The 22,407-nt window shown below is 54.8% G+C and carries 18 protein-coding genes and 1 riboswitch; of the genes, 6 read left to right on the top strand and 12 right to left on the bottom strand.

Going from position 1 to position 22,407, the window contains the following annotated elements; translation table 11 throughout:
* Nucleotides 1-87 precede the first annotated feature (87 nt).
* The 3 genes from HZS52_RS12165 to HZS52_RS12155 all read right to left on the bottom strand — a co-directional run bounded on the left by HZS52_RS12165 (nucleotide 88) and on the right by HZS52_RS12155 (nucleotide 4,287).
* Entirely contained in the window at nucleotides 88-2,187 is a 2,100-nt protein-coding gene (locus HZS52_RS12165) for a methyl-accepting chemotaxis protein (protein WP_190372846.1), read from the bottom strand.
* 45 nt (nucleotides 2,188-2,232) lie between these two features.
* Complete coding sequence (locus HZS52_RS12160) at nucleotides 2,233-3,354, bottom strand: ABC transporter substrate-binding protein (protein ID WP_223827914.1); 1,122 nt, start codon at nucleotides 3,352-3,354, stop codon at nucleotides 2,233-2,235.
* Nucleotides 3,355-3,672: 318 nt separating this feature from the next.
* The gene (locus HZS52_RS12155) at nucleotides 3,673-4,287 is read right to left on the bottom strand and encodes a flavin reductase family protein (RefSeq protein ID WP_022522543.1); all 615 of its coding nucleotides are present in this window, start codon (nucleotides 4,285-4,287) and stop codon (nucleotides 3,673-3,675) included.
* A gap of 122 nt (nucleotides 4,288-4,409) precedes the next feature.
* On the opposite strand from HZS52_RS12155, the gene HZS52_RS12150 reads away from it, so the two are divergent.
* The 3 genes from HZS52_RS12150 (at nucleotide 4,410) to HZS52_RS12140 (ending at nucleotide 6,200) form a co-directional block, all read left to right on the top strand.
* Entirely contained in the window at nucleotides 4,410-5,357 is a 948-nt protein-coding gene (locus HZS52_RS12150; RefSeq protein WP_190372844.1) for a D-2-hydroxyacid dehydrogenase family protein, read from the top strand.
* 181 nt (nucleotides 5,358-5,538) lie between these two features.
* On the top strand, nucleotides 5,539-5,955 hold the full coding sequence (arfB, locus tag HZS52_RS12145; RefSeq protein ID WP_027960041.1) for an alternative ribosome rescue aminoacyl-tRNA hydrolase ArfB: 417 nt from the start codon (nucleotides 5,539-5,541) through the stop codon (nucleotides 5,953-5,955).
* Nucleotides 5,955-6,200, top strand: coding sequence for a DUF1289 domain-containing protein (locus HZS52_RS12140; RefSeq protein WP_141440833.1), 246 nt, complete (start codon nucleotides 5,955-5,957; stop codon nucleotides 6,198-6,200). Before arfB ends, HZS52_RS12140 begins: the two co-directional genes overlap by 1 nt.
* Here HZS52_RS12140 and HZS52_RS12135 read toward each other — a convergent pair.
* From HZS52_RS12135 to HZS52_RS12110, 6 genes are all read right to left on the bottom strand, one after another.
* Complete coding sequence (locus HZS52_RS12135) at nucleotides 6,167-7,231, bottom strand: proline racemase family protein (RefSeq protein ID WP_009288221.1); 1,065 nt, start codon at nucleotides 7,229-7,231, stop codon at nucleotides 6,167-6,169. The genes HZS52_RS12140 and HZS52_RS12135 overlap by 34 nt on opposite strands.
* Before the next feature lie 11 nt (nucleotides 7,232-7,242).
* On the bottom strand, nucleotides 7,243-8,421 hold the full coding sequence (locus HZS52_RS12130; RefSeq protein ID WP_190372843.1) for an alcohol dehydrogenase catalytic domain-containing protein: 1,179 nt from the start codon (nucleotides 8,419-8,421) through the stop codon (nucleotides 7,243-7,245).
* Between the two features lie 45 nt (nucleotides 8,422-8,466).
* A complete protein-coding gene (locus HZS52_RS12125) occupies nucleotides 8,467-9,045 on the bottom strand; it encodes an NnrU family protein (protein WP_009288219.1) in 579 nt (192 codons plus the stop codon).
* A 164-nt stretch (nucleotides 9,046-9,209) separates the two neighbouring features.
* The gene (corA, locus tag HZS52_RS12120; protein WP_022522538.1) at nucleotides 9,210-10,178 is read right to left on the bottom strand and encodes a magnesium/cobalt transporter CorA; all 969 of its coding nucleotides are present in this window, start codon (nucleotides 10,176-10,178) and stop codon (nucleotides 9,210-9,212) included.
* Nucleotides 10,150-11,562 carry a sodium:solute symporter family transporter gene (locus HZS52_RS12115; RefSeq protein WP_009288217.1) on the bottom strand — a complete coding sequence of 471 codons (1,413 nt, stop codon included), beginning with the start codon at nucleotides 11,560-11,562 and terminating at the stop codon, nucleotides 10,150-10,152. Before HZS52_RS12115 ends, corA begins: the two co-directional genes overlap by 29 nt.
* A riboswitch (TPP riboswitch) is annotated at nucleotides 11,552-11,657 on the bottom strand. Its footprint overlaps the gene before it by 11 nt.
* Nucleotides 11,658-11,781: 124 nt before the next feature.
* A complete protein-coding gene (locus HZS52_RS12110; RefSeq protein ID WP_022522537.1) occupies nucleotides 11,782-12,363 on the bottom strand; it encodes a peroxidase-related enzyme in 582 nt (193 codons plus the stop codon).
* A gap of 178 nt (nucleotides 12,364-12,541) precedes the next feature.
* Between HZS52_RS12110 and HZS52_RS12105 the strand changes: the two genes are divergently transcribed.
* Nucleotides 12,542-13,234 (top strand): hypothetical protein, encoded by a 693-nt coding sequence (locus HZS52_RS12105; protein WP_009288215.1) that lies wholly within the window; start codon nucleotides 12,542-12,544, stop codon nucleotides 13,232-13,234.
* A gap of 88 nt (nucleotides 13,235-13,322) precedes the next feature.
* On the opposite strand, the gene HZS52_RS12100 is transcribed toward HZS52_RS12105, so the two are convergent.
* Nucleotides 13,323-14,822, bottom strand: a complete 1,500-nt coding sequence (locus tag HZS52_RS12100; protein WP_009288214.1) for a CoA-acylating methylmalonate-semialdehyde dehydrogenase — start codon at nucleotides 14,820-14,822, stop codon at nucleotides 13,323-13,325.
* Nucleotides 14,823-15,097: 275 nt separating this feature from the next.
* Here HZS52_RS12100 and HZS52_RS12095 point away from each other — a divergent pair, with 275 nt between their 5' ends.
* Nucleotides 15,098-16,168, top strand: coding sequence for a zinc-binding metallopeptidase family protein (locus tag HZS52_RS12095; protein ID WP_190372842.1), 1,071 nt, complete (start codon nucleotides 15,098-15,100; stop codon nucleotides 16,166-16,168).
* Here HZS52_RS12095 and HZS52_RS12090 read toward each other — a convergent pair.
* Both HZS52_RS12090 and HZS52_RS12085 read right to left on the bottom strand, forming a co-directional pair.
* Nucleotides 16,165-17,175, bottom strand: coding sequence for an alpha-E domain-containing protein (locus HZS52_RS12090; protein WP_009288212.1), 1,011 nt, complete (start codon nucleotides 17,173-17,175; stop codon nucleotides 16,165-16,167). The two genes, HZS52_RS12095 and HZS52_RS12090, sit on opposite strands and share 4 nt — an antisense overlap.
* Before the next feature lie 4 nt (nucleotides 17,176-17,179).
* On the bottom strand, nucleotides 17,180-18,661 hold the full coding sequence (locus HZS52_RS12085; protein ID WP_009288211.1) for a circularly permuted type 2 ATP-grasp protein: 1,482 nt from the start codon (nucleotides 18,659-18,661) through the stop codon (nucleotides 17,180-17,182).
* Nucleotides 18,662-19,025: 364 nt separating this feature from the next.
* Here HZS52_RS12085 and HZS52_RS12080 point away from each other — a divergent pair, with 364 nt between their 5' ends.
* Complete coding sequence (locus HZS52_RS12080; protein WP_190374849.1) at nucleotides 19,026-22,376, top strand: transglutaminase family protein; 3,351 nt, start codon at nucleotides 19,026-19,028, stop codon at nucleotides 22,374-22,376.
* The last annotated feature ends 31 nt before the right edge of the window (nucleotides 22,377-22,407 follow it).

Below are 22,407 nucleotides of genomic sequence, written 5' to 3'. Positions count from 1 at the left end.
ATGGTTATTGATCGAGTGTTTGAGCACACGCAGGGCGTGTTAGATGAGACTAGCAAGCGCTTTCCGACAATAGGTAGTAATTGCTTACTACTGAGTCACTTTCTCCTGCTGCGGAAGCGCTAGATGCCGTTGCCCTGCCGCGTCGCCGACCCGAAAGCGCCCTACCAGTGAATGCATATCACCGGCACGATCATCCAGCGTATGGCTGGCAGTCGTCGCTTCTTGCACCAAGCGGGCGTTCTGGTGTGTCACCTGATCCAGCTGCGAAATTGCCTGGTTGATCTGATCAATACCAGCAGATTGCTCATGGGTCGCCCCAGCAATCTCGGTAACATAGCGCGTCACCTCTCCCAGGCTATCAATGATTTCCTGCAGGTGTTTGCTTGAGGCGTTTACCAGTTGCTCACCCTCGCTTACCTTGGCGACACTGTCGTCTACCAAATGACGAATTTGGGCCGCTTCGTCGGCGCTACGTCCCGCTAATTTGCGCACTTCTTGGGCCACTACGGCAAACCCACGGCCCTGCTCACCCGCTCGCGCCGCTTCAACAGAAGCGTTGAGCGCCAGCAAGTTGGTTTGAAAAGCGATATCGTCAATGGCTTTGATGATCGAGGTAATCTTTTCGCTCGCCTCGCGGATATCACCCATTGCCGCCGTGGTGCGCGTTGATACCTCACCAGCGGCACGGGCGCGCTGATCAACATTACCGCTAGCGTCTTTGGCTTGGTCAGCGTAATCAGCGGTCTGTTTCACCGTGGCCGTGATCTGCTCGAGGCTTGAAGCCGTTTCCGCCAACGATGCTGCCTGCTGGTCAGTACGCTGGGAGAGGTTTTCATTACCGGCGGCAATTTGTCGGCTGCTGGCCGCGATGGCTTCGGCACTTTCACGAATTTGTGCCACCATGCCTTCAAAAGTATTCATCATGTTGTTAAACGCTTGGGCAGTTTGGCCCACTTCATCATTGCGCTTAAGCTCAAGTCGCTTAGAAAGGTCAGCGTTTTCCCCTGCGGCTCCGCTGATGTTTTCCATTTGCTGGCGCATCGCCACTAGCGGGCCCAATACACGCACCATGGTACGCCAGCCAAAGATGGCAAGCAGCGCGATGACGGTCAGTGTGACCATGATCAGTAACGAGCGACCAGCGTTGGCTAAGGTCTCTGCTTGCGTTGCCGCACTACCTGCCTGGGCAACGGTGTAAGCTTCGACATCACTTAGCGCCGTTCGCATCTGCGCCATGGCCTGGGCAACATTAGTGAGTGCCGCTTGCACCTGGGCATTTAACTCTAGCTGCTGTAAACGCAGCTCATAGACAGCGTTGTCATCGGATACCATCAACCCATCCAACTCTACGATGACAGCATCCAAATCACTGATTAGCGCGCGCTGATCTACTTCGGTGCTTGGCGCGTCGGCGATCGCCGCCAGAGATTGGCGAGCAAGCCCCACCTGCTGGGCAATTTCATTGTGGCGCAAGTTAACCAGCGCATCGGCGCTATCCGTTTGCATCATCTGGCGGCCAAGATCTGACAATTGCGCTAATGCCATGCGTGCATTACCACTCAGGCGCCCAATATCCGCTTGCGCGGTAAACATATTGTCGAGCAATTGGGTCGGTAACGTGGTCATGCCATCTTCGCGCCAGGCTTCCATTAACTCGCGCTGTTCGCGGTCACTGCGAACCTGTGCCAGCGCCGTACGGCCGGCAATATCTTCAGCACTCAGCATCACTTGAGAAATAAGCGCCTGCATCGCACTGATGCGTTCGGCCATCTGGGTTTGTAGGCTCAGCTCTTCACGGCGCACTGCTTCCAGCGCCGTATCGCCTTCTAGTAACGTCTCATAATGGCTATCCAGGTCACTCAGCCCTTGCGCTTGATCGACCCCCTGAAGGCCTTTCCGTGCATCACGAAAACGTGCATCCAATGCCGATTGAGTCGTGACCTCGTTGAGGTCATTCACGCTCCCTGCGGCCAGCAAATCCGCATGGCGTTGACCAAATGCCCCCATGGTTAACACCATGCCCATGCTGGCATCCTGAAGCGGCAACACATCATTGGTAATATAACGCTGGGAGTTGATTAGCCGTTGGTTGGTCGCCCAACCGGTTGCCGCCAGCACCACAGCGCCTAGTACTGCAGCCAAAAACAGGCTGATCAACATCGCTCGAATACTTAAGGTCTTTTTCATTATCTGTTTTCACTTGTGTCAGGGGACAGACAGGTAACGTAAGCTTTAGGGCAACAGGCTTGCCCATTCCACCGACTCGAAACGGCCGTTTTTAATAATGGTTGGCCATACCGCATCACTGGCTTGATGGTCATTTGGCCCCAAGCTCAACGGCTCTTCCAAACCAATATCAACCGAGCCCAACCCAAGCAGACCATCCACAATCGCCTCACGGTCAGGGTTAGCACCGGCCGCTCTTACGCCCTCAACAAAGAGTTTTGCCGCCAAATAACCTTCCAGGGAAATAAAGTCAGGCTCACTACCACGGGCATGGGTTTCCAGCGCTTTGCGGTAGGCCTCAACGGCGGGTAGGTCAGCATTTAGCGGAGGGACGACTTGGGTAATAATGACGCCTTCGGCCAGATCGCCCAGTTCTTCCATAAGGGCTTGGCTGCCCACAAAGGAGACGTTCAGAAATACCGTATCTGGCAAGTCATTTTTCGCTTCACGAATGAAGTCCGCTGCGGGGCCGTAAGTACCGACGATGATAACAGCGCGAGGTGTTACTGGTGCTTCCAGAATCGTCGCTAAGCCCTGGTGAATATTGCGTGTACCGCGCGTAAAGCGACCATGGGCCAGTGCCGCGATATTGTCGACGCCATGGGCAGTTAATGCCTGGGTGGCGCCATTGTATCCTGCATCGCCAAAGCTATCGTTCTGCGTAAAGAAGGCGATCTCCTCGGGCAAAACACCTGCCTCCAACAGCCCGCTCACCATGGCGGCGGTTTCTTGTACATAGCTTGCCCGGTAGTTAATCACGTAGCGGTCAGGCGGCGTTTTGCGCAGCACACCCGCGCCAGTAAAAGCGCCATACAGCAGCGTTTCATATTCGTTAAAGATGGGAATAGTAACGGTGGCCGTCGGAGTGCCGACATTTCCGATCGCCGCGAGCACTTCATCCTCTTGAATCAACTGTCGGGTATTACTGGCGGCCTGCAGCGGTTTGTACTGATCATCCCGGGCAATTAACGCCAGGGTTTCACCATTAACCCCGCCTGCCTCGTTGACTTCGGCAAAGTAGGTCTCGATACCTTTTTGCATACCCAATCCTAGCGGTGCGGCCCCACCGCTGGAAGGAGCAACAATACCGAAACTCAGCTCTGCCTGCGCAAGAAGTGGAACAAACATTCCCACTGCTAATGCTATATTCAATAAGTATTTTCTTAATAAGACCTTTTGTGACAAGGCTTTTATTAACAACCCGATTCCCAATCGTTGCATTGATCTGCTCCTTGCTGGCTAGATCACTTCCCCACTACATAAATGGCAATATCGAATACGTGCAATGGTTAACACCGCACGCGTTCGAAATCACCAACCAGTTCTTATCTCTATCGGCGGGAGGATATACGACTAAAGATTAATTATCGTCGGTTGCTAAGTAACAAATATTACTTAGATTGTAACAGTTGATATCACGCCCGCCATTAGCGCAAAATTATGCTTTTAAGCAGGTCTTTCGATGGCGAAACGGTCACTGATACGGATGTAATCACTGCCTGCAAGCCGGCCAACAGGTTTGAGTCGATCCATATCGACATGGCGACCGTCCCACAGCGAATCGTCAATATGGATGGAGACAACCTGAGCCAGCACCAAAGTACCTGCTAGCGGCTGGTCACCAAAGCTAATCATATCGAATAGTTTGCAACCAAATGCCACGGGAGCGTTGGCAATGCGTGGCACGCTGACCCCAGGCATCTCAGCTTTTTCAAGGTCGGCCAGCGCAAACTCATCCTCTCCTGGCGGCAAGCTGGCGCTAGTGGTATTGAGCGCTTCTATCAACCCTTCACTACCCACATGTACGACACATTCAGGTACTTCTTTTAAATTGCGCACGGTATCTTTAAGTTCACCGCTACCATTCAGCAGTGGAGAAAACGCCAGCACCGGTGGATTCACGCTGACCACGTTAAAAAAGGAAAATGGCGCCAAATTGGTATTTCCTTGCTTATTCTGGGTAGACACCCAGGCAATAGGCCGGGGGCAAACAGTGCCCGACAGCAACCGATAAATAACCCCTGGGCTTAGTGGGGAATCATCCAATAGGTAGTCGCTCATTTTTGACTCCTGAGTAATGGGTTTAAGCGTATTATCAACCTATAACAGCTATCACTTTACAACAGCATTGCCAGCATAGACGCGTTTTACAAACATATGCTGCCCAGCAAGGAACCGATTCAATGAAGATTGTCATTGCCGATGATTATCAGGACTGTGTGCGCAGTTTAGACGCTTTCAAGCAGCTAGAAGGCCAAGAGGTAACGGTTTATCACGATACGCTTACCGACCTGGACGCATTGAGCGCGCGCTTTCAGGATGCCGAGGCGTTGATACTCATCCGTGAACGCACGCCTATCACGGCCGCCCTGCTTGAACGCTTGCCCAACCTGAAAGTCATTAGCCAAACGGGTGGCGGTGCAGCGCACGTGGATATGGAGGCTTGCCGCCGCCATGGCATCACTGTCATGACGGGAACTGGCTCGCCCTATGCAGCGGCAGAATTAACCTGGGGCTTAGTGCTTGCCGCGATGCGCCATATACCCGCAGAGGTCGAGAACCTGAAAGCGGGCCGTTGGCAGCGTACCTTAGGCACGGGCCTTAAAGGCCGCACCCTAGGCATTTTTGGCTATGGCAAAATCGGCAGCTTAGTAGCGCGCTATGGTCAGGCATTTGAAATGAACGTTTTGGTGTGGGGAAGAGAAGGCACCCGCCAGCGCGCTTCAGATGCTGGACTAGAGGTAGCCAAAAATCAGGCTGATTTGTTCCAGCGTGCGGATGTGCTCAGCCTACACCTTCGTTTAAACGACGATACTCGCGGTATCGTCAACGCTGAAACCCTAGACCAGATGAAGCCCACATCTCTGTTGGTGAATACCAGCCGTTCTCAGCTAGTGGCACCTGGGGCGCTGGAACAAGCACTAAAAGCCGGGCGACCCGGTCAAGCCGCAGTCGACGTTTTTGATACGGAACCCCTGTTGGGGGATCCGTTACTTGAGCTGCCCAAACTTATCGCCACGCCTCACCTTGGCTATGTGGAAAAGGATAGCTACGAACTCTACTTTGGCGATGCGTTTAGTAACCTGCTGGCCTACATCAATGGTCAGCCAGTCAACAATCTAGCTGACTAATAGGGCGCGCTAAAACGTGGGCTAAACATCAGGGCTGCAAGCGCCCCATAGTCTCATCAGGCTGGTAGCTCACACATTCGCGAGCTGAAGCTCCCTACCACAAGTGCTGAAAGCCCTCCTTCGTCTCAGGTGTGCCAATTGTGCTAGCCTTATGGGTTAACGAGTAACACAGGGGCCATTAATGCTCACCATTTCTAGCAACGTTACCCTGGCTGATTGGGAGATTGATATTAGCCAGATTCGCGCCCAAGGCGCGGGCGGCCAGAACGTCAATAAAGTCGCTTCAGCGGTACATCTGCGCTTCGATATTCTTAGCTCAACACTGCCACCGCTGTACAAAGAGCGCTTAATGGCGCTGTCCGATCAGCGCATCAGCAAAGAGGGCGTGGTGATTATTAAAGCCCAGAGCCATCGTAAGCTTGAGCTGAATAAAGAGGATGCGTTGGCACGCTTAAAAGAGCTGATACAGAGTGCCACCAAGCAGCAAAAAGCACGCCGCGCCACTAAGCCCACCAAAGGTTCACAGCGCCGCCGCGTCGATCACAAAACGCGTAAGGGCAAAATTAAATCGCTGCGCGGTAAGGTGTCGGCCTCTTAATGACTAAAGACGCCGCACCTCCTGCTCAGCGCCCCCTTTCGCCCTGCATACAAATCTGTCAGATTGAACCAACAACATCGGTGTGCGAAGGGTGTGGTCGCACGCTGGATGAAATTGCGGTTTGGGGCAGCATGACCGAGGCCGAAAAGACCCCGGTATGGGAACGCTTAATAGCCGAAGGCTATGTTTCTAGGGGCTATGTTTCTAGGGGCTATGTTTCTAAAGGCAGGGCTTCCGGCGAGTGACGGTCGCGCAAGATATGGTGTAGCTCGCCACACGCGACCATCGGGTCATCACAGTTAATCACAATATCCGAGTGGGCCAATACATAGCTGCGGCCAGTAATGGTATTTTCCACTACCTGGTAAGCCCCTTCCTGATGGGTGCCAATGAAGGTGCCGATAAACCCCGTCTCACGCAGTGACACCGTCTCTAGCTTATCACCTACATTCAAACGCCCTTCGTAGTTCATTAGCGCTAGACGTGCCGAGGTGCCGGTGCCCGTTGTGCTGCGGCAAATAACGCCTGGATGAACGTAGGTCGTTGACCGTGAACGTGTATACCCCTCCCCTATCTGCTCTTCAGGCCCCATAAAGTGCAAAAATGGCAGAGGCCCCACATCGCCCAGAGTGTAGTGAGAAAAGCCCCGCTGCGCTTTTATTGCCTCAACAATTTTGTAGGCACACTCTGAAAGTGCGCGCTCCTCATCACGCACCAACTTAAAGCCCAGCTCGGTTGCATCGACCAAGGCGTAAAAGCCACCGCTATAGGCGATCGAATAGGTGACTTCGCCAATCCCCGGCACTTGAATCGTATCGCGATAGGTATCGATATAGCTGGGAAGGCCGCCACAAGTAACCGACTCCACCACACCGTTATGCACCTTCGCTTCGATTTGCACTAGCCCCGCCGGCGCTTCAAGCTTAAAGCGCTGTATGCCTTCCTGCTTGGGCACAATGCCGCTCTCCAGCACGGCCGTGGCGGTACACAGCGTGTTGGAGCCAGAGTAAATAGGGTACCCCATCACTTCCATAATGATGTAACCCGCCACCGCCTCAGGGTGAGTGGCCGGCACCAACAAGTCGACCGACATTTCCGGGATGCCGTAGGGCTCTTCGAGCAGCAGGCGGCGCAAACCGTCGGCGTCATCACGCAGGTACTCCATCTGCTCGCGAACGGTGGCGCCAGGCAGAACATCAATCCCCCCTGTGACGATACGGCTAACGTCACCACCGGCATGAGTGTCCATTAGCTGGATGGTATGAAGGTTATGCACTAGCGGCGCTCCTAAACGGCAGAAGAAGGATTTTCAAGGGCGAACGGCGCACCGTGAGATGCCCACTGAGCATCGGGAACAAGCACAATTTTGCCCAGATAATTGCTACCCCGGTTAACAAAATAGCACTCGGCGGCATGCAGGTCAGAAAGCTTAAAAGCGGCGTGAAGTACCGGCTTTAATTCCCCACTGCGAATCCACGCCACCAGTTGTTCGGCCTCTTCGCGGGTGCCATGGGAAACGCCAAATATCTGTACTTGGTAAAGGTACACGCGGGTCCACATCATTTCGCTAAGGTTGCCACCGCTGGCACCAGCAATGGAGAGACGGGGGTAGCTCTTACGCCCCTGCATATCGACAATCATGGTGTCAATAAACAGGTTGGTCATCTCACCGCCGACTAAGTCCATCACCGCATCGATTGGTTTGCCGCCAGTGGTTTCCAGCACCCGGTCAACAAACGTCGGTAGGTCGCCACGATCAATGACCGCTTCTGCGCCTAGTGCTTTGAGCGCCTCGGCTTTATCTAACTGGCTAACGGCATACGGAACCGCTCCCACAATACGGCAGAGCTGAATGAGCGCGGTGCCCACACCGCCACTAGCACCACTGACCAGCACACGCTCGCCAGCACTCACCTTGGCGGCAGTCATCATGTGGTAAGCCGTTTGATAAGAGCACATGCCCATTGAGGCCAATTCAGCGTCGTGAAGCTCGGGGTTGGGCACGTGATAAAACTGATCAGCAGGCACAGCGATATACTCAGCAAAGCCGCCGTCGGCTCCATGGCCATAGTAATCCGGGGTTAGATTAATATCACGGCGTTCATCGGCGTAAATATTAAAATCCAGCAAACCTCGCTGACCAATGCGCTCAGCGTCAACGCCCTCTCCCACCGCCACTATGCGGCCAGCGACGTCGGCGCCTTGAATACGCGGGAAAGTTAAGGTTGGCGTACCTCCCATGGCAAAGGACGTGACATCGCCTTTGTCCTTGGTAGGGTACAGCCCTTCACGCGCTTTGCGATCCGTGTTGTTCTTCGCCGTGGCGGTCACCTGCACCAGCACTTCGCCCGCCTTGGGCTGCGGCGTGGCGACATCCTGATGGTATTCCAGCTTTTCGATACCGCCATGTCCGATCAAAAGCATAGCAGCCATTGTGGTGGGCACCGTGTGTGTTGTCTCGGCCATGGAGTGACTCCTAGGTTGGGCTAACGTCAAACTGCTAAAAATAGATTAGCTAAAAACAGGGACGCCAATCAGTACTGTGTGCAAGTAAAAGGCAAACACCACATACGCTACCAAGCCGACGAGTACGGTAACAATGGTGGCCATTTTATGGGTGCTGACGGGCGCGGGCGGTGCAAGACGGCCACGTTTTTTGGCGGCTTTGAACGCCAGGATAGCCCAGATAAGAAAGGCAGCAAAAAAGATAATATCACCCAAGCGACCGTTGGCCAGCAGGTGAGCAAAAGCCCAGACTTTCACCGCCAGCATCATCGGATGGCCAAGTTTGGCCTTAATCGCGTTATGCGGAATGTATGCCGCCACCAGCATAATAAAGGCCGGCACCATCAGCAGCGCCACCGCATGGCGCATTCCCATTGGCGGGTACCAGATATAGATGGGATCAAGGCGCATCTGGCCAAAACCGTATATAGCAATGGCCAGGCCAACGATGGATACCGCCGAATAGGCGACTTTCCAAGTGGTTTCGCCATGTTTCGCAATCTGCTGCTGACGCCAGTTTTCAGCAAAGATACGTACAGAGTGGCTGCCTAAAAAAATCAGCAGCCCGATAATCATAATCGTCATGGAACAACTCCCAGTGAAAACCCTAGTCGACGGCTTTATGCCTTATAGTCTTGGTCGCTGGAGAGGATGCCACACTCAGCCACCGACCACCTATGCATGGGTCAACTTTTTGTTTCCTGGAGTCGTTCTATGGGGAGACTAAACCCCGTCCTTAAAACCTGTCCTTAAAACCAATGCTTGCGCTTAAATAGCCAAATCATGACACCCGCAATACCCAACATGGCTCCCCAGACAAAAAAGTAGCCATACTGATAACGCAGCTCGGGCATATTTTCGAAGTTCATACCGTAAATCCCGGCAATAAACGTGAGCGGCACAAAAATCGCGGTAATCACCGTGAGCACCCGCATGGTGATATTTAGCTGGTGGGAGGAAATAGAGATATAGCCATCGATTAGGTCACCGCAAATGTCGTAGTACATTTGGGTCAATGTGTAGAGGCGTTCGAAGCGATCCGCTACATCGTTGATGGCGTGCAGGGTTTCGCTCTCTTCCCGCGGTAAATGCTCATAGTCATAAGCGGTGAGTTCTTGGGTAATCCCCTGGTGGTAGCTAAAGATGCGGCGCATTTTAACCAGCCGGGAACGGTAAGTGATGATCTTGCGCATTAGCACATCATTACCATTTTCCAGCAGCTCGTCTTCCAGATCGCTTAACGCCGTTTCGAACTCAAGCAGGCTATCGATATAAAAGCCCGCAGAAATATACATCACCCGCAGCGCGACATGTTCCGGCGAATGGGCCAGCAAGGCTTTACCGTGCTCGTTGAATAGCCGTTCTATGGAGAGCGCTTGGCCGGGGTGGAGGGTGACCAGAAATCGCTCCCCCACAAAGAAACAGACCTGTTGAGGCAGATAGTTTAGTTCGGCATCAAAGGAGGAGATGCCACGATAAATAATCAAGGTGTGATTATCAAACTCTTCAATTTTTGGCGGATGGCGCTCTTTGTGGGCATCTTGAATCGCCATGGGGTGAAACTCAAACGCCTCTAAAATCGCCCGCTCGCTTTGTTGGGACTCGCCCTGCATATCGATCCAGATATGGCTGCCAGGCGTCGCCTGCCAGACAGCCAACAGGCTTTCATCCCCCTCGTGGGTCTCACCTTCAGGGGTAGTCAGAAGAGTTCGAATCATGGATGTCCTTGCGAATAGCTAGCGTTAAGTAGGCTAACAGCACACTCACCAGCGTTGAGGCGATTAACGCCCCGACGAATGGCCCCAAGGTAGGGACACTGCCCGGAAAACTGGCGGCCACCATCCCGGCGACCAAGCTTCCTTGGCTTAACCACCCTGGGAGAATGGCACCCAGCAGCCCCGCGATGCCACCTACAATGGCGGCCAGTGGCGTCATTCGTTGCCACAGGCCCAACAGCACAGGTACCACAATGGCAGCACACAGCAGGTCGGCAATCAAAAACAGACGCAGTACTGACAACCCCTGCAAGGCAATTAATACCACCGGTACCATTACTACCACTGTCACCCAGCGGGCAGCCACCAGTGATACGCCCTGCTGCTCGCTGCGCGCGACCACCAACGAGGCAATACCATTTTGCAGCGTATCAACGCTGGAGGCCACCAAGGTCACCGCTAATACCAAGGCGGGTAGCGTCAGCCAAACAGGAGCATCACTTAACAGGGCAAAAAATGGCATCGGCGGCTCGCCTAATGGCACACCACTCATCGCGGCCAATACACCCAGACCACCAATCACCATGACGACGACTACCGTCATTGCGCCACCTAACCATGCCCCGCGCCCCAGGCTTTGATCGTCTTGAGCGGCCCACACGCGCTGCCAATAGCCTTGATGGAAGAGATTGGCCGCGGTAACCGCGATCACTAGCGTTAACGCTACGCTGAGCGCACTGGTGATGGGAATGGCAGGAAGCGCAGCCTCGTTGGGAATAGTGGGAAGCCGCCATAGGGCCATGCCACCGACCACACACAGCAGTACCAGTAACAACCACGCCTGCCAACGGTCAGTGGCAAGGCTGGCCCGTAGACCACCTGCCGCAGTATAGATGAGCGTGGTAAGCGCCACGCCAATAATCACCAGTGCGGGGGGCACATCGGAAAGCAGCGCGGTAATGGCGCCAATAGCGGTTAGCTCGGCAGCTAAAAAGCACGCCATATAGGCGATTGATACCAGCGTTACCCAGCGCCTTACACCAGGGCCATAGCACGCTTCGGCAAACTCGGCGATGCTGCGCCCCTCGGGCAGCGCCCGGCGAATCTTCGGCCCATACAGCCCCAAGACGATAAACGGCAGCGCAGAGCCTAATGCATAGCCTGCCAGGGCCAGCGGGCCAACAAAGGCGCCGATTTCAGGAGGAGCAAAGAGAATCCATGCGCCCATGCCGGAGGCAAGGAAGGAGAGCCCCAGGGTAGATGCCGTTTGCGAGTTACGGGCGGTGACATAGTCATCAAGTGGGCCATTCACCCAGCGAGCCCGGAGGCCTAAGTAAGCAAAGCAGCACAGCGCCGCACCAAGCACGGCTAACGTTAGGTAAAGCATGTCGCACTTCCTCCGCCGGTACGAACCGGATCAGGTTCCAGGGTCTGCGTAGCCGCATCTCAGCCCTTTTATGCAGGGCTCCCCTGGCGACAGTGAATGTAGGTGTTTTGCTAAGCGCTTTTTCTAAGTACGTTTTTGGGTACTGTTCGAAGCGCTGTCTCAAGAACTATTCTCAATCAAAATCATAGCTTAGTAAAGTTAAGGTGCGCTGGTCGCCTCTTAGCGAGGCACTCGCCCCATCAGGTAGAACTCCTCATTGGGTGGCGTACCTGCCAGGGTAACCAACCGATTCGACAAGCCAAAAAACGCCGCGATCGCGCCTATATCCCAGCAATCCTCTTGACTAAAGCCTACTTCCAGCAGGCGGGCAAGCCATTCATCAGTCATTTCACCCACATCGATGGCACAGTGCATGGCGAAATCGAGCATCACCCGGTGGCGCTCGCTAATCGGCGCCACCCGATGGTTGATCGCCACTTGGTCAGCGAGTAGCGGGTCTTTACTGTAAATGCGCACCAGTGCCCCGTGAGCAACCACACAATATAGGCAGCGATTACGTGCGCTGGTAGCCACTACAATCATCTCTTTTTCGGCTTTGGTGAGGGTATCTGATTCGCGCTCCATCAACGCATCGTGATAGGCAAAAAAAGCACGAAATTCAGCAGGGCGATGGGCCAACATCAGAAAGACATTGGGCACAAAACCCGCTTTACCCTGAACGGTCAAAATGGTACTGCGAATATCGTCAGGCAGGTCATCCAATGTTTCAGGCACGTTAAAACGACTTAATGATGAAGACATGCTCACCTCTTTCTTGTTAAGTTTAGCCATCTCATAAAAACGGCTTAGCGGTTGTGTAACAAAAAGCTGAATTAAGAGGCTTTTATTCAGCCGCCCTACTCGCCATACTGAAGATTCGTTCTGTGACAAAAAAACATGCGCTACTCTTAATAAACAGTTCGTTCAAAGGGACACTGTCATGAGCCATAACGAAGCCAAGGAACATACCCCCGGTCGTCTAAACGAGCTGTTTACTGACCCTTACCGAGCATTTGAAAATGATACCGATGAGCGTCAGCTGCACATTCGTATAATGCTACATATGCTGCTTGCCCGCCCAATGACACGGGGTCAAATGACACTTCGCGTCATTCATGGCTGGGAAAATGGCGGCTGTGAGCCCGAAGACCTCCAGCATGTCGACTATACTCTTGATGGCGTTCCTGACTTTAAGCGCGCTGTACAAGATTTTGAACACGCTTCTAAGCACAACACGCCGTTACCTGCCGACAACAGCGCCATTCTTGCCGCCCCGCTTGCCAATGCAATTGCAGACGCCGAAGCCGAAGGGCAAGACCTTACCAACGATATTCGCGAGACCCCTGCGCGCTGGCCAGCCTTTGAGGGTGGTTTGGCACTATATACGCTGTTTAAAATGTACCATCGGCTGATTTATGGCGAAGATGACACCTACCGCTGCACGCAGTGTGTAACTCCGCTGGGAATGCGCGAAATACATGAGTTTCACCTTGAAGAGGGTGAGTTTGCTCTGCTCGTCCCCCCCGCTGAACACTTTATGGGTAAGGAGTCGCTGTTAGTATTGCATGAAAGCCAGCTCGGCCCCATTGAACAGCTGCTTGAAGAGAGCCTTCCGCTGTTTGACAACTTTTAAGCCAGCCACCTGGCTTGATCTGCCAAGCGGTTAACCGACCTCGTTAGCAACTGGCCCCGCTTAAGCGGAGCCAGTTAGCGCCACTTTTTTAACCCAGCGAAATCGTGCTATTAATACCGCTGGAAACATTCTCGGGTTCAAACCAACGTGCCGTTACGGTTTTTGTTTGTGTCCAGAATGCAATCGCCTGCTTACCATTGGGCCCTAAATCGCCCAGCTTTGAAGCCCTTGACCCGGTGAAACTAAAGTAAGCGACCGGTACGGGGATTGGCACGTTAATACCAATTTGTCCAACATCGATATCGGTTTCAAACCGGCGCGCTACCCAGCCTGAGTTAGTAAAGATGGAGGTACCGTTGCCGTTGGGATTGGCATTGATAAAGGCAATCGCCTCATCCAGGGTTTCAACACTGACCACACACAGCACGGGGCCAAAAATCTCTTCGCGATAAATGGTCATATCGGCGGTTACATCGGCAAACAGGGTCGGCCCCACGAAGTTACCGTTGGGGTAACCCTCTACCTGAACCTTGCGACCATCAACCATCAGTTTGGCGCCCTCTTTCTCCCCTGCATCGATTAAACGTAGTACACGATCACGGGCAGCAGGTGACACCAGCGGGCCCAAGTCCGCATCAAGCTGAGTGCCTGGGCCTACTTTCATTGCTCGCGCCGCATCTACTATATCGCTTAGCCACTCGCGTGCCTCGCCGACAAGCACCACTACCGAGTTCGCCATGCAGCGTTGGCCCGCAGCGCCAAAAGCTGAGCCCAGCAGGTTGTTGATCGCTTGACTACGGTTAGCATCAGGCATAACCACACAGTGATTCTTGGCGCCCATCATCGCCTGCATGCGCTTGCCCGCCGCTGCTGCACGGTTATACAGCAGCGACCCCACATGGGTAGAGCCGATGAACGAGAGCGCTTTGATATCCTGATGATCGGCAATTTGATTGGCCACGTCCGGGCCACCGTGCACTACGTTGAGCACGCCCGCTGGGATACCCGCTTCATGGGCTAGCTCCACTAAGCGCATGGTGGAGCTGGGATCCTGTTCGGAGGGCTTAAGCACAAAGGTATTTCCGGTGGCAATCGCCAGCGGGAACATAAAGCAGGGCAACATAATCGGGAAGTTAAAGGCGGTAATCCCAGCCCCCACCCCCAGCGGCTGGTGCATGGTGTAAACGTCTACCTCGTTGGCAGCGTTTTCGGCTAATTCACCCAACTGCAACGAAGTAATCGAACAAGCGTGCTCTACCACTTCCAGACCACGACCCACTTCGCCTTCCGCATCGGGCAGGGTTTTACCGTGCTCTTCAGTAATCAGTGCCGCGAGTTCAGCGGTATTGTCGCGAATCAGCGCTTGCAGCTTGAGCATAATGCGCATGCGCTTCCCCAGCGGCACTTTACGCCACTCCTTGAACGCTTCTTTGGCACTACTGATAGCGCGTTCTACTTCGTCAGCGGTACAGAACGGCACTCGAGCCACTACTTCTTGCGTCGCAGGGTTGACCACGTCGCGCCACTCCTGGCTCTGTGACTGGACGGGCTGGCCATCGATATACATGGGAATTTCGCGAACGGACATAGCGTTGCTCCTATTTATGGTTGTGGTTGTTATGGTTGCGAGTATTAAAAAAAGCTGTTTTTAAAACGCATCGCGGTAAGACAAGTACACAGGGTATAGCAGCAAGTTGACGTTAACGTCAACCAAGTATCTCATGAGTAAACAAAATCTACGCCAGAACGTCAATTAGCCTTTCCATTGTGATACCGCGCTGGCTATGCTTCGGCTAATCAGTGTGCCGCAGGCTTGCGGATCGCCCACGGCGAAAGCGCGTGTTTAAACACAGGGAATTATCTATGCAGACCTTTCACTGCCGCTGTGGCAATCCGCTGTTCTACGAAAACACCCACTGCCTTGCCTGTCAGTCAGAAGTAGGCTGGTGCCCTGCTTGTAGCAATATCGTGGCTATTGAGCCCTTGGATAACGGCGGCTATCGCTGTACCCACCCGGGTTGCGATACAGCGCTAATGAAGTGCCACAACTACGCTGTTGAAAACGTATGTAATCGGCTGGTGGTGATGGAACACGGCCAAGCGGACACGCTCTGCGACTGCTGTCGTTACAACGAAGTAATACCCGACCTCAATATTGCAGGCCACCGTGAGCGTTGGGCGGCACTAGAGGCTGCTAAACGGCGCCTTTTTCATACTCTGGATCTACTTAAACTTCCCCACGGTACCAAAGACGACGACATTGCTGTGCCGTTAAGCTTCTCATTTATGGCTGATGCCCTCCCCGACCAGGGCTTATGGCGTTCCACCGCCAAGCCAGAGAAGGTGTATACCGGCCATGCAGCAGGGCATATCACCATCAACATCAAAGAAGCCGACGACGTTGAACGCGAGCGTTTGCGGGTCGACATGAACGAATCCCATCGCACATTAATTGGTCATTTCCGCCATGAAATCGGCCACTACTATTGGGATGTATTGGTTAAGGATCGCGATGAAGAAAATTGCCGTGCGGTATTTGGCAATCACCACCGGCCAACCTATGCCGAAGCGTTAGAGCGCTACTACCAGCAGGGGGCGCCCAGCGACTGGCCTAATCGCTTCATCTCTGCTTACGCCACCATGCACCCCTGGGAAGATTTTGCTGAAACATTTGCCTACTACTTGGATATGGTCGCCGTGCTGGATACCGCACTGCACATGGGCATTACCCCCGTTGAGTACGACGGCAGTCTGGAGAGCATGCTGATTGCCTTTCATCAGGTAGGGATGGCAGTGAATGAGCTCAACCGGGATATGGGCCTGCTCGATTTGGCCCCAGGAGTGCTTGCCCCAGCGGTGCGCGAGAAGCTGGCGTACCTGCATCGAATCGTGCAGGCCGCCAGCCCGCTAGAGCGCGACTCCCCCACTGGTTAGTCGTTATCGTTATCCCCTGCGTGGCTTTGACTCTGGCTCTGACTCTGGTTTTGGGTAACGCGGGGCACGCTGTCGTCATTCACAAAGTAGGTTGCGCTAAGCGTATCGTGGATAGCGGCAAAGCCGATCTGCAGTTCGTCGATAAACAGGTGCAGCTTGCTGGGTGAGTGGGCCAGCGCTTGAATATCGGCATCCACCACATCGGCGCGCACCAGTGAAACGGTCGCTGCCGGTCGATCCTGTCTTGGCAGTAGCGTCAGCTCATGGCCCAGCGTCTCCAAGCTGCAGGCAATGGAGCGTGGCAGATTAGGATCTTGCAGCAAAAAGCGCAGCACATCCGGGCCCCGAACGCGTAAGCGTACCTGCTGACGGTACATTTGGTAGGCGGTGAGCGATTTGAGTACGCTCATCCACTGCAGGTTTTCAAACGGCAGCAGCTCTTCAGGGTTTTGCGGCAGCAGGCTGGCAGAGCGCACATCCACGATGCGAGTAGTCATATCGGCCCGCTCTAACTGACGCCCCAGCTCAATAAAGGTACGCGCAGGGCCATGGCTTAACGTGCCTTCAATCAGGCCCGTCAACGCCTGGCAGCTACGGATGACGCTTTTGAGAAAGCTATCGCGACGGCGTGGACTAACACCGTTTTCGGCATGATCGGCCACGCTCAGATAGAGCTGGTTAACCTCTTCCCAAATCTCCCGGGGCACCACATCCCGAGTGGTTCTGAGGTTCTCACGGGCACTGGCAAGCGCAGAGATAATCGAAATATCATTGTCAGTATCAGCGCATAAAAAGTGCACCACATTGCGTTCATCAAAGTCTTTATGGCGTGCGGTAAAGGCTTCCAGACTGCCGGTCATTTCGATAAGCGGTGCCCAACCTAACGGCAGGCGCCCCGGCAAATCGAGCATAAGGTGGCTATTGACACTCAGCAAACGGGCAGTGTCTTCCGCACGTTCAATATAGCGCGCCATCCAGTAGAGGTTCTCTGCAACGCGTGACAGCATGGCGTTAGGCTCCTTTCACCGCGGCCGCTGCCGCCTTGTCGTCGGTTTCTACAATCCAGGTGTCTTTACTACCGCCACCTTGAGAAGAGTTCACCACCAACGAACCTTCTATCAATGCCACTCGGGTCAGACCACCGGTGGTGACATGGATTTCTGGCCCCGACAGAATGAAGGGGCGTAAATCCACATGGCGCGGCTGCGGTAATCCATTCGCCAGCGTAGGCGTGGTCGACAGTGCCAGGGTAGGCTGAGCCATATAGTTTCGCGGGTTCGCCTTAATCAAACGGGCAAACTCTTCGCGGGTCTCTTTGGTTGAGCGTGGGCCAATGAGCATACCGTAGCCCCCCGACTCATTGGCCGGTTTCACTACCAATTCATCCAGGTGGTCGAGGACATAGCGGCGGTCGTCCTCGAACATACACAAGTAGCTGGGCACGTTAGGGATCAGCGGCTCTTGATCGAGGTAGTAGCGAATCAACGCGGGAACAAAGGCGTAAACGACCTTATCGTCCGCCACGCCAGCCCCCGGCGCATTGGCAAGTGCTACTTTCCCCGCCCGCCAGGCGCGCATTAGGCCCGCCACCCCCAGCATGGATTCCGGGTTAAATGCTTCCGGGTCGAGAAACTCATCGTCTACACGGCGGTAAATAACATCGACCCGGCGTAGCCCTTCCACGGTGCGCATGTACACCACATCATCGTCATCAACGAGTAGGTCACTTCCCTGCACCAGCTCGACGCCCATTTGCTGGGCAAGATAGGCGTGCTCAAAATAGGCAGAGTTGTAGATCCCGGGGGTCAGTACCACTACCTGGGGGTCATCACCTGGCCTTGGCGACATCGCCGCCAGCATGTCGTAAAGCTGAGCCACATAGTCATCAACGGGCAAAATCTTGCCTGAGGCGAACAACTCCGGCAGTACCCGCTTGGTGACATTGCGGTTTTCCAGCATGTAGGAGACACCGGAAGGAATGCGTAAGTTATCCTCCAGCACGTAGAGCGTCCCGTCGCCATCGCGCACCAGGTCAGAGCCACATACATGAGCCCATACGCCGTGAGGGGGGTTAATGCCAACACACTGGGGGCGGAAATTAACCGATTGTGCCAGCACCTCGGCGGGCAGTACTTTGTCCTTAATGACTTTTTGATCATGGTAAAGGTCATCGATAAATAGATTCAGCGCCTGCACGCGCTGCTTAAGGCCTGCCTCGGTTTTACGCCACTCACTGGCGGGAATGATTCGCGGCACAATATCAAAGGGCCAGGCACGGTCAATCATCGCTCCTTCAGAGTAGACGGTGAAGGTAATCCCCATGGTACGAATAGCGATCTCCGCCGCGGTTTTTCGCTCCGCTAACTCCTCGGCGCTAAACCTTGCCAACATGTTGCACAATTCACCCGCTGACTCGCGTGGCTGACCGGGAGCGGCCATCAGCTCATCGTAGTAATCACGACACGCATAGTTATTCCAATTCACTTGGCTCATGGGCGCTCTCCTGGCGCGGGGGTGGAAGCGGCAACTTCCTCAATGCTCAGTGTAGGCCTGCCGCGTGCAAAACAATCAAACAAATGAGAGCAAAATGCGTACCATCTTTTGCGATATTTCAACGTTCACTTACTTAAACGCCGCTTGACAGAGAGCACGAGGAAATTAAAACGCCTTTACGCCCTATCTTGGTGCGCGCAAGTGGCATCAAGTTGGTGCATAACGCGATTTCCACTTTAGTTAAACGTCTTAGTTAAGATAGCGGCTGCAAAAAAGTAAAAGTGGAACGATACTTGCGAAACGTTCGGTTATTCCTTAACCCAACCGACCAGCCGGTTAATAACGGTTCTTTTGAGGGTGGCTCATGACCATTCGCGTTGCCTTGTATCATCGTACGACTTACCACTTTGACCGCCCGGTGCGTCTTTCGCCCCATGTTATTCGACTGCGCCCAGCGCCCCACTGCCGTACTCATATCGAAGCGTACTCGCTCAAACTCTCCGGCGATGACCACTTTTTAAACTGGCAACAGGATCCGTTCGGCAACTTCAATGCTCGCGTGGTGTTCCCTGAACCGCGCCAAGAGTTAACCATTGCCGTCGAGCTAATCGTCCCGATGACGGTGATTAACCCGTTCGATTTCTTCTTGGACGACATTGCGCAAACGATTCCCTTTGCTTACCCAGAAGCGCTGCGCCAAGAACTAAGCCCCTATCTTGAAATAACCGAATCAGGGCCACGGCTGATGGAGTGGCTCAAAGCCGTTCCCCGTGAACCGACTACCACCGTCGATTTTCTGGTCGCGCTTAATCAACGTCTGCAGAATGACATCGGTTACCTAGTGCGCCTGGAGCCCGGTGTTCAGAGCTGCGAAGAGACGCTGACACTCGCCAGCGGCTCCTGCCGCGACAGTGCCTGGCTGCTGGTGCAAATTTTCCGCCATCTGGGCCTCGCCGCTCGTTTTGTGTCCGGCTATCTCATTCAGCTCAAGTCAGATGTTAAAGCGCTGGACGGCCCGAGCGGCAGCGAGGTGGACTTCACCGACCTGCACGCCTGGACCGAAGTCTTCCTGCCCGGCGCCGGCTGGGTAGGCCTTGACCCCACCTCAGGTCTATTCGCTGGCGAAGGACACATTCCCCTCGCCGCCACTCCGACGACGGGTAGCGCCGCGGCCATAACCGGATTTTCGGATAAGTGTGAAGTCACCTTTGATGTGACCATGGAGGTCGAGCGCATCCATGAAGACCCACGGGTCACCAAGCCCTATAGCGATGAACAGTGGCACCGTATCTGCACGCTGGGCGACCAAGTGGACGCTGAACTCTTACAGCAGGACGTTCGCCTTACTATGGGGGGCGAACCCACGTTTGTATCCGTCGACGATATGGAGAGCCCACAGTGGAATACCGAAGCGTTAGGTGAGCACAAGCGCGAGCGCGCCGAGGCACTGCTAACCCGGCTGCAAGCCGCCTATGCGCCCGGCAGCGCTATTCAGCAACAGCAGGGCAAATGGTACCCCGGTGAACCGTTACCGCGCTGGGCGCTGGCCTGCTATTGGCGGAAAGATGGCGTGCCGCTATGGCGAGATCCAAAATGGCTAGCTTGTATGGAAGGCGCCCCCAAGGTAGCCGTGGATGACACCACTGCCCAACGCTTTACCAAAGCACTTAGCGAACGCCTGGGCGTGGCTGAGCGCTACTGGATTCCGGCGTATGAAGATGCCTACTACTACCTCTGGAAAGAGCAATCGCTGCCGGTCAATGTCGACCCACGCGAAGCCAATCTAAAAGATGACGCCGAACGCCACCGTTTAGCTCGCTTATTGGAGCAGGGGTTAGACGAAGTCGTGGGCTACGCCCTGCCGCTGCGCCACTCGATCAGCCAAGCCCACCGCTGGGAGAGCGGCCGCTGGCCGCTCAAGCGCGACCACTTATTTCTGGTGCCCGGCGATTCGCCCATGGGCCTACGCTTACCCCTTTCAACGCTTCCCTGGGCTGACCCAGAGGAGCAGCCGCAGCCTGAATCGCTGTTCGCTCCTCGGCCTGAACTGGGTGATATTCACGGTGAAGTTGCCCGCCGCAACGCCGAACAGCTGCATATCAGTGATGCCGAACGCTTGGGGCGCTCAAGCCACCCGAGCCCATCACACCCCGAGGGCGAATCCGTTCAACAGCAGCCCCAGGCAAACAGCGATAGGGAAAGTAATGTTATTCACACCAGCCTATGTGTGGAGCCACGGGATGGTCGCCTAAATATTTTCCTGCCCCCGCTGACCGGCTTAGAGCACTACCTGGATCTACTTAGCACCGTTGAGGAGTGCGCCAAGGAACTCGCTTGCCCGGTCATGATAGAGGGCTACTCGCCCCCTCGGGATCCGCGTCTGGAAAATTTTATGATCACCCCCGACCCAGGCGTGATCGAAGTGAATATTATGCCTGCGGCCAGTTGGCAAACCCTGGTGGCACAAACCGAACGGCTTTACGCTGAAGCACGGGAAACCCGCCTGGGCACTGAAAAATTTATGCTCGATGGCCGCCACACCGGTACCGGCGGTGGCAACCATGTCACCCTGGGCGGGTTGACGCCTGACGATTCACCGTTTTTGCGTCGTCCGGACCTGCTCGCCAGTTTAGTCACCTACTGGCAGCACCACCCGAGTCTCTCTTACCTGTTTTCGGGTCTGTTTATTGGCCCCACCAGCCAGGCGCCGCGGGTGGATGAAGCGCGCCATGAAGCCCTCTATGAGCTGGAGATCGCCCTACAGCAAATGCCCGAAGGCGAAGTGGTGCAGCCCTGGCTGGTCGATCGCTTATTGCGCCACCTGCTCACCGACTTAACCGGCAATACTCACCGCGCCGAATTCTGTATCGACAAACTCTACTCGCCGGATAGCGACAGCGGTCGCCTCGGCTTACTGGAACTACGCGGCTTTGAGATGCCACCCCATGCCCGCATGGGGCTGATGCAGATGCTGCTGATCCGCGCACTGGTAGCCCGCTGCTGGAAAACGCCCTACCGAGCCAAACCGGTGCGCTGGGGCAGCGCCTTGCAGGATCGCTGGATGCTTCCCCACTACCTCTGGAGCGACCTTGACGACGTGCTGGGTGACTTGCGCCACCACGGCTTCGATTTTGATCTAGAGTGGTTCGCCCCCTTCCTGGAGTTTCGCTTCCCGCTGCACGGACGCTTGCACACCCCCATGCTGGATATTGAGCTGCGCCAAGCCATCGAACCCTGGCATGTATTGGGCGAAGAGGCCTCAGCTGGCGGCACTGCCCGCTACGTGGATTCCTCAGTGGAGCGCCTGGAAGTCAAAGTCAGCGGCATGAGTGGTGACCGCTATGTGGTAACCTGCAACGGCCGCCGGGTGCCCCTTTCAGCTACCGGCAGAAACGGCGAAGCGGTGGCCGGGGTGCGTTACCGCGCTTGGCAGCCGCCCTCGGCGCTGCATCCGCAGATCCCCATTCACGCGCCGCTGGTGTTTGATGTGATCGACACCTGGAACCAGCGCTCAGTCGCGGGCTGTACTTACTACGTAGTGCACCCCACAGGGCGTAATTTCGATACCTTCCCGGTCAATGCGTTTGAAGCCGAAGCGCGAAGACTGGGGCGTTTTAGTGACAGCGGCCATAGTCATGGCCATCAGGTTCCCAAGCTGGAAACCCCCAGCCTGGAACTGCCGCAGACCCTCGACCTGCGCTGGACGCCTAGCTAATGCTTTTCTCTTAGCGACTAGTGCAGGATAA

Origin of the sequence: Vreelandella titanicae, assembly GCF_014697095.1 — a bacterium.
Lineage (GTDB): Bacteria > Pseudomonadota > Gammaproteobacteria > Pseudomonadales > Halomonadaceae > Vreelandella > Vreelandella titanicae.
The sequence above is the reverse complement of the archived record's forward strand: the minus strand, read 5'-3'. Positions and strand labels throughout refer to the sequence as shown.